Consider the following 14250-nt stretch of genomic DNA (forward strand, 5'->3'; position numbering starts at 1 on the left):
ATATGCGTTTAGCAGTTTTTATTGCCATTGCCATTGCCATTGCCTTCGGCCTGCTTTGCACAAATTTCGGCTGGGCGGGAGTAGGTGTTTCGCAGACCTCCGTACCAATCGTGCAAGCAAAAGTGGGGGAGTGCCATTTCACGTACGAGGATTTGTACATGGGGTTTCTTGAGGACCATCATTCAAGTTACTACGGCAAGCATCCTTTCTATTCCAGTGGCACCATGATGCTGAACTTTGATTGCCGCCCCTTTGAAGAATCAGACAAAGGCCAACCCGCAGCATCGTATGCCTACATAGACATCGACAAAGATGTGAACAACGGCGCCATGCGTGATCCTGTGTCAGGCAAATGGGAGATTCATCCCATTGAGGTTGGCCCTGCAGACAAAGAGTTCATCCAAAACTCCGTACAGGCCAAGTTGCTTGCAAAGTCGCGCTTTGGTGGACAACTCGACCCAGTCAATTCAACTGGCTATTACCGCGTCGAGAAGCCAACTTATGGTGACGAGGCGCGGCGTGAGTACAGATTTTCAGCATGCCTGATGCATCCGCCAGTGGTGCTCTGCGCATTGTCAACCAATGCCGGATCGTTAAATGAACCTAAAAGGAGTTTGGTTCCGTATCTCATCAAGTTACTACGAACAGTGGAATTCGCAGATTGACTTCGCCATTGATCGACGGGGGCGAATGAATTGAGAAGTGTGACCTACCCCCTGCCAGCCGTACCAATCAAAATTTCGTACGTCCGTCAGCGCCTCGCAGCATCTCTATTTTTGCTATTGATTAGCTACTTGCTTTCATTGCTTCGAGCGCACTTCTTGTCGCATCCAAGTCCGCAATCTCTTCAAACTGATCCCTCAAAACTTCCAGCGCCGCTGCGCCTTGCTGCTGCAGCAGCGCAATGCTCTTGCCCGCCGTCTGCGGTGACTCCAGTCCCAGGCTTTGCAGCAGCACGTTGCCTTTTGCGTCGGTCAGCTTGAAGTAGAACTTGCCGTCCTTCTCGCGGTATTGCTTGAAGCTGGCGGCAGCGTTTTTTGCTGCCTTGGTCTTGGTCTTCTCCACGCCCGCGCTCAGGGTGCGCAAGCCGACGGCATGGCGCAGACGGGTCATGAAGGGCGTGGCGATGGCGCGGGCCTTGGCGGCACCGGCCAGCAGCATGGCTTCGACTTCGCCCGGGTTCTCCATCAGGTACTGGTAGCGCTCGCGCATGGGGGCGATTTCGCGGTCAATGCGCTCGAACAGCGTCTGCTTCGCATCGCCCCAGGAAATGCCCTCGGCATAGGCCTTACGCAGGCTCTCGGTTTCTTCGGCGCTGGCAAATGCCTGGTAGATCTGGAACAGGGCCGAGCCCTCGGTTTCCTTGGGCTCGCCCGGTGCGCGCGAGTCGGTGACGATGCCGGCAATGAGTTTCTTGAGCTGCTCGCGGCTGGCAAACAGCGGGATGGTGTTGTCGTAGCTCTTGCTCATCTTGCGGCCGTCCAGTCCCGGCAGGGTGGCCACGGACTCTTCGATCTCGGCCTGCGGTGGCACGAAGTGCTCGCCGTAGCGGTGGTTGAAGCTATGGGCCATGTCGCGCGCCATCTCGATGTGCTGGATCTGGTCGCGGCCTACCGGCACCTTATGGGCGTTGAACATCAGGATGTCCGCACCCATCAGCACCGGATACATGAACAGGCCGGCAGTCACGTCACTGTCCGGGTCCACGCCGGTGGCTGTGTTCTTATCCACGGAGGCCTTGTAGGCGTGGGCGCGGTTGAGCACGCCTTTGCCGGTGACGCAGGTCAGGAACCAGGTCAGCTCGGGAATCTCGGGAATATCGGACTGGCGGTAGAAGGTCACGCGCTCCGGGTCCAGGCCCGCAGCCAGCCAGCTGGCGGCGATTTCCAGGGTGGAGCGCTGGATGCGCGCCGGTTCATCGATCTTGATCAGCGCGTGGTAGTCGGCCAGAAAGTAGAAGCTCTCCACGCCAGGCGTGAAGCTGGCCCGCACAGCCGGGCGGATGGAGCCCACGTAGTTGCCCAGGTGCGGTGTACCGCTGGTGGTGATGCCGGTGAGAAAACGGGTAATGGTCATAGCGCGCGCAAACAAGGAATCAAATCAGGAGGCCAGCATGGCAAAGGGCGTGAGCAGCACATTGAGCAGCATGCGTGTCAGTGCCGAGAGCGGGCCCATCCAGAGGGTGTCGAGTATCCGCAGGTAGATCAGAGCAATCACGATGAAGAAGCCGTAGGGCTCCAGCTTGGAGAATGCCAGTGCCTGCTTCAGGGGCAGCAGACCCACCATGATGCGGCCCCCGTCCATGGGAGGGAGCGGGAACAGGTTGAACACAAACAGCCCTACGTTCATGGAGATACCTGCCTTGCACATGGCGTAGAAGAACACTTCTTCGGTGCCCAGGCCTTGCAACAGATAGAACAGAATGCCCCACAGCAGCGCCTGCACCAGATTGGCGGCTGGTCCGGCCAGGGCCACCCAGATCATGTCGCGCTTGGGGTTGCGCAGATTGCCAAAGCGCACCGGCACCGGCTTGGCATAGCCAAACAAAAAGGCGCCGGAGGTGGCGAAATACAGCAGCAAGGGCATCACGATGGTGCCCAGGGGGTCGATGTGCTTGGCCGGGTTGAGCGTGACACGTCCCATCTTCCAGGCCGTGTTGTCGCCAAAGTACCGCGCCGCGTAACCGTGCGCCGCCTCGTGCACTGTGATGGCAAACAGCACGGGCAGGGCGTAGATGGCGACGGTTTGAATGAGTTGAGCTATATCCATGCGGGGATTGTCTCAGACAGAGGCGTATCCCTTTTTCTAGAGCCCCAGCACCGAAGCGTCCCCGCGCCCCTGGCGCATGATCTCGGGCACCTCCCCGGTCAGGTCTACCACGGTGGTGGGCTCCTGCGGGCAGGCGCCGGCGTCCAGCACACCGGCAATCAGCTTTTCAAAGCGGGCACGGATTTCCTGGGCGTCGTTGAGCGGGTGCGTGTCACCGGGCGGTATCAGTGTGGTGGCCAGCAATGCGGAGCCATGCAGGGCCAGCAGCTCCTGCAGCACCTTGTGTTCCGGTACGCGCAGACCAATGGTCTTGCGGGCCGGGTGGCTGACGCGACGCGGCACTTCCTTGCTGGCTTCCAGGATGAAGGTGAAAGGGCCCGGCGTTGCCGCCTTGAGCAGGCGGTACTGGCGGTTGTCCACTCGGGCGTAGTTGGCCAGTTCGCTCAGGTCGCGGCAGAGCAGGGTGAGCTGGTGCTTGTCGTCCACGCCACGTACGCGGCGCAACTGGTCCACCGCGCTCTTGTCGTCCAGATGGCAGACAAAGGCATAGCTGGAGTCGGTGGGGACGGCGAGGATGCCGCCTTTTTCCAGCAAGGCCACAGCTTGCTTGAGCAGTCTGGTTTGCGGGTTTTCGGGGTGGACTTCGAAGTACTGGGCCATGAAAAGGTTACTGGATGCGGTTGCCCAGAAGTTCCCACACCGGTGTGAGCTCCCTATTCAGAAAAGGCAGCGTTCCCAATTCGGTGTGGCTCTCGCCGGGGCTGTGAAAATCGCTGCCGCGGGAGGCGGCCAGACTGAACTCCTTGGCGGTCTCGGCGTAGCTGGCGAACTCAGCCGTACTGTGGCTGCCGGTGACCACTTCCACGCCGCGGCCACCCAGCGCCTTGAATTCGGTGAACAAGGCGTACTCTTCGTTGGGGGTGAACTTGTAGCGTGCCGGGTGGGCGATGACTGCCATGCCACCGGCCTCGGTGATCCAGGTGACTGCATCCTTGAGCGTGGCCCAGCGGTGCGGCACGAAGCCGGGCTTACCCTCGGTCAGGTATTTGCGGAACACCTCGTTGGTGTCCTTGCACACCCCCGTCTCCACCAGAAAGCGGGCGAAGTGGGTGCGCGAGATCAGTTCCGGGTTGCCAGCGTAGGGCAGGGCGCCTTCGTAGGCGCCGTGGATGCCAACCTTTGCCAGGCCCTCGGACATTTCCAGGGCACGCTGTCTGCGCCCGCCCCGGGTATCGCGCAGGCCCTGGGCCAGCGCAGCGTTGTCTGCATCAAATCCCAAGCCGACGATGTGCACCGTCTGCCCGATGAAGGTGACCGAAATTTCCACCCCGGTGAGGTAGCGCATGCCCTGTGCATGCGCAGCAGCCAGGGCACGTTGCTGTCCACCGATTTCATCGTGGTCGGTCAGCGCCCACAGCTCCACGCCATGGGCCTTGGCACGCTCTGCCAGTTCTTCGGGGGTGAGTGTGCCGTCGGATACCACGGAGTGGCAGTGCAGGTCGGCGTTGAGGATGGTAGTCACGCCCCCATTCTAGGGCCAGGCTCCAAATGCATCCGGGGCGTGGAAGCTTACCCATGCATGCGTCTGGGGATGCGCAAAGGCCAGTGCCGTGGCGTGCAACAGCAGGCGTTCACTGGCGGCGGCCACTTCGGCGGGCGCATACAGTGTGTCACCCAGTATCGGATGCCCGATGGCCTGCAAATGCACCCGCAACTGGTGGCTGCGCCCGGTGACGGGCTCCAGTTCCAGACGGCTGGTGTTGCGCTGCGCGTCGTAGTGGACGCTGCGCCAGCGGGTCTGGCTGGGTTTGCCGCTTTGCAGGTCTATCTTGCGCAAAGGGCGGTTGGGCCAGTCCACGATGATGGGCAGGTCAATCAGCTGCCAGCCATCGTCGGTATCCGCACTCGACGGTGTGCCACACGCGCCCTGCACGATGGCCACGTAGCGTTTGTGCACGCGGCGCTCCGAAAAGCTCTGGTTGAGCGCGCGTTGCATGGCGATGCCACGCGCCATCACCATCAGGCCGGAGGTGGCCATGTCCAGCCGGTGCACGATGAGCGCATCGGCATACTGCTGCTGTACTTGCAGGCTCAGGCATTCATTGGAGGTCTTGCCCGGCACGGCCAGCAGGCCGGAGGGTTTGTTGAGCACCACCAGTGCGTCATCCGCGTAGACGACTTCCAGCGGTTTCAAGAGGCAGCGCCACCCAGGATCAGGCGCTGCACGGTTTCGCACAGCTCGTTTACGTCGTTGGGTTTGTAGACCAGGGCGCTGGCGCCTGCGGCAAAGGCGTCTTTTTCGAGCTCGGCCGTCACGTAGCCGGAAGCCAGCGCCACCGGCAGGTCGGGGCGTATGGCCTTGACCGCGCGCAGCAGGTCCAGGCCGCTGTAGCCGGGCATGTTGTAGTCGGTGACCAGCAGGTCAAAGTCCTGCGCCCGTTCGGCCAACGCGGCCTGGGCTTCCTGCGGGTCGTTGAAGGAGGTGACGGTAAAGCCCTTGCGTCGCAGCACGCGCTCCACCAGGAACACCAGCGACTGGTCGTCGTCCACATACATCACGTGGCGGCCCTGGCCGTGCACCGCGACCTGCGCCGTTGCCGGCTCCGCGGTTGCAGAGGCGGTATCGTTGCAGGCCGGAAAGTACAGGTGAAACACGCTGCCTTGGCCCGGTGTGCTTTGCACATCGATGCCGCCCTGGTGGGTCTGCATGATGCCATGCACCACCGACAGGCCCAGACCGGTGCCCTGGCCCACCTGGCGGGTGGTGAAGAAGGGCTCAAAAATACGCAGCAGGGTCGCCGCATCGATGCCGTTGCCGGTGTCGCTGACCGATAGGTCCACGTAGCGTCCCGGCGGTATGCCGATGCGACTGGCCTGGGGCAAGTCCAGTGTGGTGTTGCGCGACTCGATGGTCACACAACCCTTGTTGGGACCTACGGCCAGGATGGCGTTGGTGCACAGGTTGAGCAGGGCCTGCTCCACCTGCGTGGCGTCGGCCAGCACGCTGCTGCAGTCGGCGGCTTCCACCACCTTGAGCTCCACGCCGGGCGGCAGGGTCACCCGCACCAGGCGCACGGTTTCTTCCACCACCTCGCGCAGACGCATGGGGCTGCGTTTGGGCTGCTCGTTGCGGCTGAAGGTCAGGATCTGGCGCACCAGGTCGCGCGCGCGGCGTCCGGCCTTGTCGATCTCGTCCAGGCTGGTCAGTGATGCCGAGCCGGATGCGGTGTCCTGCTTGGCCAGTTCCACATTGCCCAGGATGGCGCTCAGAATGTTGTTGAAGTCGTGCGCAATGCCGCCGGCCATGGTGCCCACGGCCTGCATTTTTTGCGATTCACGCAGCTGGGTCTCGAGTGCCAGCCGCTGCGCTTCGGCCTTCTTGCGGGCGGTCAGGTCGCGCGCAAACAGGGTGGTGATGGCGGTGCCGGCACTGTGCTGCGGGCTCTGGCCGCGCTCCAGCGAGATGCTGATTTCCACAAAGATTTCGGCACCCTTGAGCGTGACGGCACGGAACTCGCCCAGCACGGCCTGGTCGGGCAGTGCGGTTTCCTTGAGCAGCTTTTCCACATCGGGCAGGAAGCGCCCCAGCGGGCTGCCAAAGGCGGAAGGTGCCGGGCATTCAAACAGCTGCGTGGCGGCCGGGTTGAAGACCACGATGCGCTGGTTTTCGTCCAGGCACAGGATGGCATCCAGCGACGAGTTGATGATGGCCGCCATGCGGGTTTCGCTGAGCAGCAGGTCCTCATTGCGTTGCAACAGCACGGCAGCACTTTCCTGCAGCGCCAGCCGCTGGGCTAGGAGCGGCCCTTGGTCGATGATGGCGCAGATGAAGTGCGCAAGCTCGTCCTGCGGATTCTCGATGCGCGCAATGTGCAGGTCGCCGGTGAAGCTGCCATCGGTACCGCTGCGAAACACCACTTCGCTCACCTCGCTGGCGCCACTGGCCTTGGCACTGAGGAAGGACACCGCCACTTCGTCGGTATGGTCTGGCCCCACAAAGGGCAGCAGGAAGTTCAGCGGCGGGTCGCTCTCCTGCGGTTGGAACAGGCGCAGCGCCATGGCATTGCTGGCCATGACCAGGCCTTCTTCATCCACCACCATCAGCGCCAGCGGCACGCTGGAAAACAGGGTGGCAAACCGCTCGGATGCGCCCTCGGCCTCCTGCTGGCTGTAGCGCAGGGCCTTGTTCTGTATCTCCAGTTCGGCCTGGTACTTGCGCAGGTCCGCAATCATCTGCGCCGGACGATACCCCTCGATGATGAGATCTTGCGCGGCGTCATGCGTTGACGGTGCACGCAACGCAGCGCGGCTGGGCACGCGCAGCCGGGGGCGTCTATGCAGACTAGCCACGCACCACCACCTGCGGCGCGGCGTTGGCGCTTGGGGAACTGGGCAGTGAACGGGTGGGGGCGCTGGGCATTAAGGCACTTGGGAGCGGCGTAGCTGGTTTATATCAAACTCGCTTACGGGCGCGGCCTGGTTGCCCCAGGCGCTGCGGATGTGGCTTAGCACTGCCGCCACTTCAGAGTCACTGAGCAGCAGCATGAAAGGCGGCATGCCATAGGGCTGCGGATTGCCCGCCGTGGCAGGCGCAAAGCCGCCACCCAGCACCGCATGGATCAGGTTCTGTGTTTGCGCCATGGTGACCGCCCGGTTGCCCGCCAGGGCCGGATAGGCACCCGCGCGGCCTTCACCTTGCAGGCCGTGGCAGTCCGCACAATGGGTCTCATACAGCTTGGCGCCTTTGGACGCTACTGCAGGGCTTGGCCCATTTACCTTGTCCCGCGACGCGGCTGCGTCGGTGTGGGGTAGCGCCCGCAGATAGGTGGCCATGGCCTGGGCGTCCGCGTCCGTGAGGTACTGCGTGCCATGCAATACCACTTCGGCCATGGGGCCGCTGGCCTGCGCTGTGGCATGGCTGCCGGTCTGCAGAAAGTGTTGGATGGCTTCCGGCGACCAGGCTGCTACCGACGCCTGTGCCGCGTCCGTCAGCGATGGCGCATACCACTGGCTGCCTGGCAGCAGATAGCCACCCTTGCCACGGGATGACAGGGCGCCCAGCGCATTGCGCGTGCCATGGCACTCCATGCAGTGGCCCAGACCGTTTACCAGGTATTCGCCGCGCGCAACCGGGGTGCTCGCAACTTCCGCTTCGCGGGCGGGCTGGAAGTACAAGGCGCGCCAGACCCGCAGCGCCAATTGGGTGTTGTAAGGCCAGCGCAGCGTGTGTGCGGTCTTGGGTACGGCTGCTGGTGTGAGCGTTTGCAGGTAGGCAAACAGCGCATCCGAGTCATCGCGGCTGATGCGGGTGTAGCTGGTATAGGGAAAAGCGGGGTACAGCGCGTGCCCGTCTTTGGAGAGGCCCAGGTGCATGGCGCGCCAGAAGTCCTGCGCGCTCCAGTTGCCCAGCCCGTGCACCGGGTCGGGTGTCAGGTTGCTGGACACCACTGCGCCAAAGGGTGTATCTATGGCGCGGCCCCCGGCATACGGGATGCCGCCCCGCGTGGTATGGCACAGCGCGCAGTTGCCTATGCGCGCCAGATAGCTGCCGCGGGCAACGCGTGCAGCCTGGTCTGTCGATGCCACGGAAGGCGCAGCCGTGCCCTCCGATAAGTCGGCCATGCCAGCGCCGCCCAGAAACCAGAGCGATGCCAGCACCGCCAATGCCACAAACGCCAGCATGCCCAGCCAACGCAAGGCAGAGCGAGCAGGCGTGCGTGCTGGTGTGCGCATCTCAGGGCGCGCTTCCACAACGCAACTCCGCGCTCAACGCGGTAGGCGCGGGCTTTTGGTCGGCCGGGTGGCCATTGGCTGGCACCGGCTGTGCCGACAGCCAGCGTGCGATGGCGTTGGTATCGGTGGCGCTCAGCCGCTTGGCAATCTGGGCCATGCAGTCCGGTGCATGGGCGCGGCGCTGGCCGGTCTGCCAGCCACCCAGTTGCGCATTCAGGTAGTCACTGGGCAGACCCAGCAGGCCGGGGATATCTGGGTTCACACCGGTCAGCAAGGTGCCATGGCATTGGGTGCAGGCGGGCAGCCCTTGTGCGGCATCGCCTTCCTGCACCAGCTTGTGCCCGCGTTCCAGTTCGGCTGCAGTGGCATTGCCTTTTACCGGTGGAGGGTAGGCGACGTTCTGTGCGGCAAAGTGATTGGCTATCGCGCGCAGATAGGGTTCGTCCAGGGTGTCCAAGAGGCCCTGCATCAGCGCATAGTGGCGCCGGCCGTCACGGAAGTTCTGCAACTGGTGCAACAGATAGCCTGCGGGTTTGCCCGCCAAGCGCGGGTAGTAGCCGTCGGGGCCGGCACGTCCTTGGTCCCCGTGGCAGGCGGTACATGCCAGGGTGCGCTGTGCCATGCTGTCTTCAAAGACGCGCCCCGCCCACGCCCAGGAGTTCAGGCCCAGGACTATGCAGCACCATAGAAACAGACGGAGCAAACGCGGCATGTGCATCAGCCTAGTGGGTCTGATGCGCATCAATGGGATGGGCCCATACCACGGGGCGCCTGTGGTCCAGCCAGCGCGTGTAGCGCACCGCGTAGGTTTCCTCGATGCGCGCGCGCTTGACCTTGAGCGTAGGCGTGACCATGCCGTTTTCGGCGGTCCAGGTATCGGCCACCACGACCAGCATGTCCAGGCGCTCATGGGCGTCCAGTTGGGCATTCACGGTCTGCAACAGGGTCAGCAGGGAGGCCTCCAGCACTTTGTGTCCGGCGTCGGACCGGCTACGCCCCATGGCGGCAGCGCTGAGCAGCAGCAGTGCAAACGGTTGCGAGAAGTTGGCGCCGGTGACCACGCAGGCTTCCACATCCGGGTGCTGCGTCAGCAGGTCTTCAATCGGTGCGGGTGCAACGTACTTGCCCTTGCTAGTCTTGAACAGGTCCTTGACTCGCCCGGTGATGCGCAGGCGGCCTGTGGCATCGATCTGCCCCTTGTCGCCGGTGCGCATCCAGCCGTCCTCGGTCATCATGGCGGCGGTGAGCTCGGGCTGCTTGAAGTAGCCGCTGGTGAGGCAGGGCGCACGCACCTGGATCTCGCCGTTGTCCGGCGCAATGCGGCATGCAAAACCGTCTGCGACCAGGCCCACGGAGCCGACTTCAAAGGCGCCCGGCATGGTGGAGTGGGAGGCGCCGCACATCTCGGTCATGCCATACACCTCGATCAAGTCCAGGCCCAGTCGGTGGTACCAGCCCAGCAACTCGGTCGGCATGGGCGCGGCGCCACCAGCCGCCAGCCTGCATTGGTCCAGTCCCAGACCCTGCAGCACCTTGCGCCGCACCAGCGAGCCCAGCAGCGGCAGGTGTACCAAGACTTTGAGCAGCGGCGGAGGCAGCTTGGCATGCACGCCCTGCTGGAACTTGAGCCACAGCCGCGGCACCGAGAAGAACACCGTGGGCCGTGCACGCTGGACATCCAGAATGAAGGTGTCCTGCGATTCGGCAAAGAACAGGTGGGCACCAATGCGCAGCGCCGCCTGTTCGATCAGGATGCGTTCGGCAATATGGGCCAGCGGCAGGTAGGACAGCATGCGGTCGGTGCCGAACATGGGAACGCGCAGCAGGGCGCTGCTGACCGAAAACGCCAGGGCGCCAAAGCTGTGCATCACGCCCTTGGGTTGGCCGGTGGTGCCAGAGGTGTACATCACCGTAGCCAGTGTCTCCGCAGCGGGGCAGATGTCACCTTGCAGCGGCGCGGTGGCGCCCACCAGGTCGGTCCATTGCAGTGCTGGCAGTGTGGGCGCCAAGGGCAGTGTGATCAGGGGCAGGCCACTGGCCAGGCAACCTTTCAGACTGCCAATGCCGTCGAGCTTGCCGATGAAGGCGGCCTTGGCCTCGCTGTGCGCCAGGATGAAGTCCAGGGCTTCGGCATGGAAGGTTGGGTAGACCGGCACCGACACATGACCCGCCATGAAGATGGCCAGATCGGCCAGTAGCCAGTGGGCACTGTTCTTGCCGATGATGGCCACACGGCTGCCCGCGGGCCAGCCCTGCGCCTGCAGCCAGGTGGCCATGCGCCGCACTTGGTCTGCGGCTTGGCCCCAGGTGATATCCAGTATTTCGCCCTCGCCCATGGGTTGGCTCAGGTAGACCTGGTCTGCACGTTCGCGCTCCCAGCGGTACAGACAAGCCAGAGGGAGATCTTGCGGGGTGACGGTCAAGGAAGTGGTCATGGGCGGGTCAGGAGGATACACGGGAAGCGGGGGTCTGTATCGGGGCATTGGAGGGCCGTAAGGAGCCCGGGGGCATTTCCGGCGACAATTGCACTTTTGTCATTTCGCTTTCGTTTACGTAACTACATGTCCAGTACGACAACCTATAAAGTGCGTCCCGCCACCTTGCGCGATGCCAAACAAATCGCCGAACTCCACAACGCCACCGTTCGCGACGCTTTCAAGACCATCACCATTGATGCACCCATTCCCGTGGTGCCCCTGGACAAACGTCAGGCCTACTGGCGCGAAGCCATTGAATACGCTGAACCCCAGGTGCTGGTGGCCATCGACGAAGACAAAATCGTCGGCTTTGTCGGTTTTGACCGCTCGCGCGACAAGGGCACGCCGCCCACCATGGGCGAGATCTGGGCTATCTACGTGGCTGCCAGCCACTGGTCCAAAGGTGTAGGCCTGGCATTGTGGGACGCCGCCCGTGAAGGCTTGCAGGACGAGGGCTGTACCCACGTCAGCATCTGGCTGCCTATTGCCAATGACCGCGCCATGCGCTTTTTTGAATTGGCCGGCCTCAAGCGAGAGTTGCCCAGTGCCAAGACCGTCGCCATCGGCGGCGTCAAGGTCGAGGAAATCCGCCTCAAGCGCCCCCTGGCTTAGCCAACTGATCGGCCATCCACTGGTCTATCAGCAGTGGATCGGTAACGGTCCGCAGGGCCTGGTAGACCCCCTCGGCTTGCGCGTAGCGGTGGCGCAGAAAGTTCAGCCACTGCTTGAGACGACCGCACTGTTTCTTGCGGTCCAGCCGGGTACGCACCAGCATCCAGAAGTCCGCCATCAAAGGCAGCAGGGACGGCCAGGCAATCAGGGCCGGGTGTTCCTGCGCCAGATCGGCGTAGGGCGCCATGCCGCTGTCGTGGGCACGAATGGCCAGCGCCAGGCCGGGGTCGGTCACCATGCCTCGCCCCAGCATGAGGCGGTGGCAGCCGGATAGTGCGCGGCAGCGCAGCGCGTCCTGCACGTTCCAGATTTCTCCATTGGCAATCACCGGGATGCGGACCACCGCGCAGATATCCGCTATGCGCGCCCAGTAGGCCGGTGGCCGGTAGGCGTCGGCCTTGGTGCGGGCGTGCACCACCAGTTCTTCGGCACCGCCGGTTTGCAGCGCCAGGGCGCATTCTTCGGCGCGGCTGTCGTCGCGCACGCCCAGGCGCATCTTGGCGGATACCGGCATGTGCGCCGGAACGGCGCGGCGCACCGCCGCGACGATGCGGTAGAGCAGCTCCGGCTCATCCAACAGGGCTGCACCGCCGCCATGGCGGTTCACCACCTTGGCCGGGCAGCCGAAGTTCAGGTCAATGCCGTGCGGGCCCAGTGCCGCCAATTGCGCCGCGTTTTCGGCCAGGCACGCCGGGTCTGAGCCGAGCAACTGGGCACGTACCGGAACGCCCGCAAAAGTGCGTCCGCCGTTGTGCAACTCGGGGATGATGCGCTCGAAAGTGCGGGTGGGCAGCAAGGTGTTGGTGACGCGGATGAACTCGGACACACAGCGGTCTATGCCGCCGCTGCGGGTCAGGATGTCGCGCAGCACGAAGTCCAGCAACCCTTCCATGGGCGCCAGCAACAGCGTGTCGGCAGCTTGCTCCAAGACGGCGTTTCAGTGGGCTGCGCTGCGCAAGCGCTGAAAGGTCAGCTGCAGCAGACGCGCGTCCGAGCTGGCGCGATGGCGTTGCGCACCACGCTCGGAACTGACCTCGGCCTTGACCATGTGCCACTGGTCGGCTTCGGTCTCGGTCAGCAGCTTGCGCAGGTTCTCCAGTCGAAAACTCGGGCTCATCTCGGCCTCGTCATACAGGGCACCCAGCCAGCTGTAGTCGTTGGCCCAACCGTCGGAATACACCGTCAGGCCGCGCAAATCAGCGTTCAGGCGCGCGGCCACTTCTTCTACGGGTAGCCCCCGTTCAGTGAGCAGGTGGCGCGGAATATGGTGCGTGTGCGCGGCCTGCTCATCCCAATGGGTCCAGTGGGGTTGCGGGCGTATCAGGGAACAAAAGGTATGGCCGTTGGGCAGCACAAAACCGACTTCAATGGGGTAGCTGTTGCGCCCGAAGCCTGAGGCCTCGATGTCCAGCACGGTCGGTGCCTCTAGCAATTCAAATGCAGGCGTGGAAGCGGTTTGTGGCATAGGCGGTCTTTTTTTGGCCCATTGTGCTACAGGACCCACGGGGTCTGGGCGAAGCCTGTGCCATTTTCACAACCGCCCCAGGGCGCGTGGGGCCATGGGCTCACTGCCGGGATTTGCTATGCTGCCCCGTTCCACTACTTGAACGGCACCTGGTGTGCTTCCCCCTATGGCCAGCAGCCTCTTTGCCCTGATCGATGACATTGCCACCGTACTGGATGATGTGGCGCTGTTGACCAAAGTGGCGGCGCGCAAGACGGCTGGTGTGCTGGGTGACGATCTGGCGCTCAATGCCCAGCAGGTCAGCGGCGTGGCCGCCGATCGGGAACTGCCCGTGGTGTGGGCCGTGGGCAAAGGTTCGCTGGTCAACAAGGCGATCCTAGTGCCCCTGGCCCTGATCCTGAGCGTGACGCTGCCCTGGCTGATCACGCCGCTACTGATGCTGGGCGGTGCGTATTTGTGCTTTGAAGGGTTCGAGAAAATCGCCCACAGCTGGATGCACAGGGCGGACCACCCGGACGATCTGGATGAAGAACTGATGCAGGCGCTGGCCGACCCGTCGGTGGATCTGGTGGCACTGGAGAAGGACAAGATCACTGGGGCGATCCGGACCGACTTTGTGCTGTCTGCCGAAATCATTGCCATCACCCTGGGCACGGTACAGGGTAGCCCTTGGACCACCCAGCTGGCAGTGCTGGCGGGCGTGTCGATTGTGATGACGGTGGGTGTCTACGGGCTGGTGGCCGGCATCGTGAAGATAGACGACTTGGGCTTGTACCTCAGCCGCCGGCCCGCGGCCGTGGCGGGCACGGGCTGGAAGCACGCCGTGGGATTGTGGCTGCTCGATGCGGCGCCCTGGCTGATGAAGACCTTGTCGGTGGTGGGTACTGCCGCCATGTTCCTGGTGGGCGGCGGCATCCTGTCCCATGGATTGCCCTTGCTGCACCATGCGGCGCAGTCCGTGCAGGAGCAGGTGACAAGCGGAGTCGCCGCGGTGGATGCCATGCTGAAGCCGGCTGTCTCTCTGGGCTTTGACATGTTGGTCGGTGTGCTGGCGGGCGCCCTGGTGTTGGCGCTTGTGCTGGCTGCGCAAAAGCTGTGGCAATTGATCAAAGGGCGTTGAAGTGAACGCGCCAC

General features: G+C 63.4%; 14 protein-coding genes. 3 read left to right on the forward strand and 11 right to left on the reverse strand.

Annotated elements, in window-relative coordinates; all coding sequences use genetic code 11:
- The first annotated feature begins 2 nt into the window (after positions 1 to 2).
- Positions 3 to 665, forward strand: coding sequence for a hypothetical protein (locus tag AC1RMF_RS18545; protein WP_493143435.1), 663 nt, complete (start codon positions 3 to 5; stop codon positions 663 to 665).
- A 121-nt stretch (positions 666 to 786) separates the two neighbouring features.
- Here AC1RMF_RS18545 and AC1RMF_RS18550 read toward each other — a convergent pair whose 3' ends face one another.
- From AC1RMF_RS18550 to AC1RMF_RS18590, 9 genes are all read right to left on the reverse strand, one after another.
- Complete coding sequence (locus AC1RMF_RS18550; RefSeq protein ID WP_493143437.1) at positions 787 to 2076, reverse strand: tryptophan--tRNA ligase; 1290 nt, start codon at positions 2074 to 2076, stop codon at positions 787 to 789.
- Positions 2077 to 2100: 24 nt separating this feature from the next.
- A complete protein-coding gene (locus AC1RMF_RS18555; protein WP_342618481.1) occupies positions 2101 to 2769 on the reverse strand; it encodes a site-2 protease family protein in 669 nt (222 codons plus the stop codon).
- A 36-nt stretch (positions 2770 to 2805) separates the two neighbouring features.
- Positions 2806 to 3429, reverse strand: coding sequence for an L-threonylcarbamoyladenylate synthase (locus AC1RMF_RS18560; RefSeq protein WP_493143439.1), 624 nt, complete (start codon positions 3427 to 3429; stop codon positions 2806 to 2808).
- Positions 3430 to 3436: 7 nt separating this feature from the next.
- Positions 3437 to 4291: a 3',5'-nucleoside bisphosphate phosphatase gene (locus tag AC1RMF_RS18565; protein WP_493143441.1), complete on the reverse strand. Its 855-nt coding sequence runs from the start codon at positions 4289 to 4291 to the stop codon at positions 3437 to 3439.
- A gap of 9 nt (positions 4292 to 4300) precedes the next feature.
- Positions 4301 to 4963, reverse strand: a complete 663-nt coding sequence (locus tag AC1RMF_RS18570) for a pseudouridine synthase (RefSeq protein WP_493143442.1) — start codon at positions 4961 to 4963, stop codon at positions 4301 to 4303.
- The gene (locus AC1RMF_RS18575) at positions 4960 to 7002 is read right to left on the reverse strand and encodes a PAS domain-containing hybrid sensor histidine kinase/response regulator (protein WP_493143534.1); all 2043 of its coding nucleotides are present in this window, start codon (positions 7000 to 7002) and stop codon (positions 4960 to 4962) included. The genes AC1RMF_RS18570 and AC1RMF_RS18575 overlap by 4 nt, the downstream gene beginning before the upstream one ends.
- A gap of 186 nt (positions 7003 to 7188) precedes the next feature.
- On the reverse strand, positions 7189 to 8502 hold the full coding sequence (locus AC1RMF_RS18580; protein WP_493143444.1) for a c-type cytochrome: 1314 nt from the start codon (positions 8500 to 8502) through the stop codon (positions 7189 to 7191).
- A gap of 1 nt (position 8503) precedes the next feature.
- Positions 8504 to 9214: a c-type cytochrome gene (locus AC1RMF_RS18585; protein ID WP_493143446.1), complete on the reverse strand. Its 711-nt coding sequence runs from the start codon at positions 9212 to 9214 to the stop codon at positions 8504 to 8506.
- Between the two features lie 10 nt (positions 9215 to 9224).
- On the reverse strand, positions 9225 to 10937 hold the full coding sequence (locus AC1RMF_RS18590; RefSeq protein ID WP_493143448.1) for an AMP-binding protein: 1713 nt from the start codon (positions 10935 to 10937) through the stop codon (positions 9225 to 9227).
- Between the two features lie 126 nt (positions 10938 to 11063).
- Between AC1RMF_RS18590 and AC1RMF_RS18595 the strand changes: the two genes are divergently transcribed.
- Positions 11064 to 11591 carry a GNAT family N-acetyltransferase gene (locus tag AC1RMF_RS18595; protein WP_342618474.1) on the forward strand — a complete coding sequence of 176 codons (528 nt, stop codon included), beginning with the start codon at positions 11064 to 11066 and terminating at the stop codon, positions 11589 to 11591.
- Here the strand turns inward: AC1RMF_RS18595 and AC1RMF_RS18600 are convergent.
- Both AC1RMF_RS18600 and AC1RMF_RS18605 read right to left on the reverse strand, forming a co-directional pair.
- Positions 11572 to 12543, reverse strand: coding sequence for a tRNA-dihydrouridine synthase (locus AC1RMF_RS18600; protein WP_493143535.1), 972 nt, complete (start codon positions 12541 to 12543; stop codon positions 11572 to 11574). The two genes, AC1RMF_RS18595 and AC1RMF_RS18600, sit on opposite strands and share 20 nt — an antisense overlap.
- Positions 12544 to 12588: 45 nt before the next feature.
- On the reverse strand, positions 12589 to 13116 hold the full coding sequence (locus tag AC1RMF_RS18605; RefSeq protein ID WP_493143450.1) for a 3'-5' exonuclease family protein: 528 nt from the start codon (positions 13114 to 13116) through the stop codon (positions 12589 to 12591).
- A 166-nt stretch (positions 13117 to 13282) separates the two neighbouring features.
- On the opposite strand from AC1RMF_RS18605, the gene AC1RMF_RS18610 reads away from it, so the two are divergent.
- The gene (locus tag AC1RMF_RS18610) at positions 13283 to 14236 is read left to right on the forward strand and encodes a DUF808 domain-containing protein (protein WP_493143453.1); all 954 of its coding nucleotides are present in this window, start codon (positions 13283 to 13285) and stop codon (positions 14234 to 14236) included.
- Positions 14237 to 14250: the final 14 nt, after the last annotated feature.

It is taken from the genome of Rhodoferax sp. GW822-FHT04A08 (assembly GCF_058801025.1).

Excerpts from the sequence above, each read along its gene's own strand:
- AC1RMF_RS18555 (WP_342618481.1), bottom strand. The coding sequence starts at position 2,769 with ATGGATATAGCTCAACTCATTCAAACCGTCGCCATCTACGCCCTGCCC.
- AC1RMF_RS18590 (WP_493143448.1), bottom strand. The coding sequence starts at position 10,937 with ATGACCACTTCCTTGACCGTCACCCCGCAAGATCTCCCTCTGGCTTGT.
- AC1RMF_RS18610 (WP_493143453.1), top strand. The coding sequence starts at position 13,283 with ATGGCCAGCAGCCTCTTTGCCCTGATCGATGACATTGCCACCGTACTG.
- AC1RMF_RS18580 (WP_493143444.1), bottom strand. The coding sequence starts at position 8,502 with ATGCGCACACCAGCACGCACGCCTGCTCGCTCTGCCTTGCGTTGGCTG.
- AC1RMF_RS18550 (WP_493143437.1), bottom strand. The coding sequence starts at position 2,076 with ATGACCATTACCCGTTTTCTCACCGGCATCACCACCAGCGGTACACCG.
- AC1RMF_RS18605 (WP_493143450.1), bottom strand. The coding sequence starts at position 13,116 with ATGCCACAAACCGCTTCCACGCCTGCATTTGAATTGCTAGAGGCACCG.
- AC1RMF_RS18575 (WP_493143534.1), bottom strand. The coding sequence starts at position 7,002 with ATGATTGCGGACCTGCGCAAGTACCAGGCCGAACTGGAGATACAGAAC.
- AC1RMF_RS18560 (WP_493143439.1), bottom strand. The coding sequence starts at position 3,429 with ATGGCCCAGTACTTCGAAGTCCACCCCGAAAACCCGCAAACCAGACTG.
- AC1RMF_RS18545 (WP_493143435.1), top strand. The coding sequence starts at position 3 with ATGCGTTTAGCAGTTTTTATTGCCATTGCCATTGCCATTGCCTTCGGC.
- AC1RMF_RS18600 (WP_493143535.1), bottom strand. The coding sequence starts at position 12,543 with ATGGAAGGGTTGCTGGACTTCGTGCTGCGCGACATCCTGACCCGCAGC.
- AC1RMF_RS18585 (WP_493143446.1), bottom strand. The coding sequence starts at position 9,214 with ATGCCGCGTTTGCTCCGTCTGTTTCTATGGTGCTGCATAGTCCTGGGC.
- AC1RMF_RS18595 (WP_342618474.1), top strand. The coding sequence starts at position 11,064 with ATGTCCAGTACGACAACCTATAAAGTGCGTCCCGCCACCTTGCGCGAT.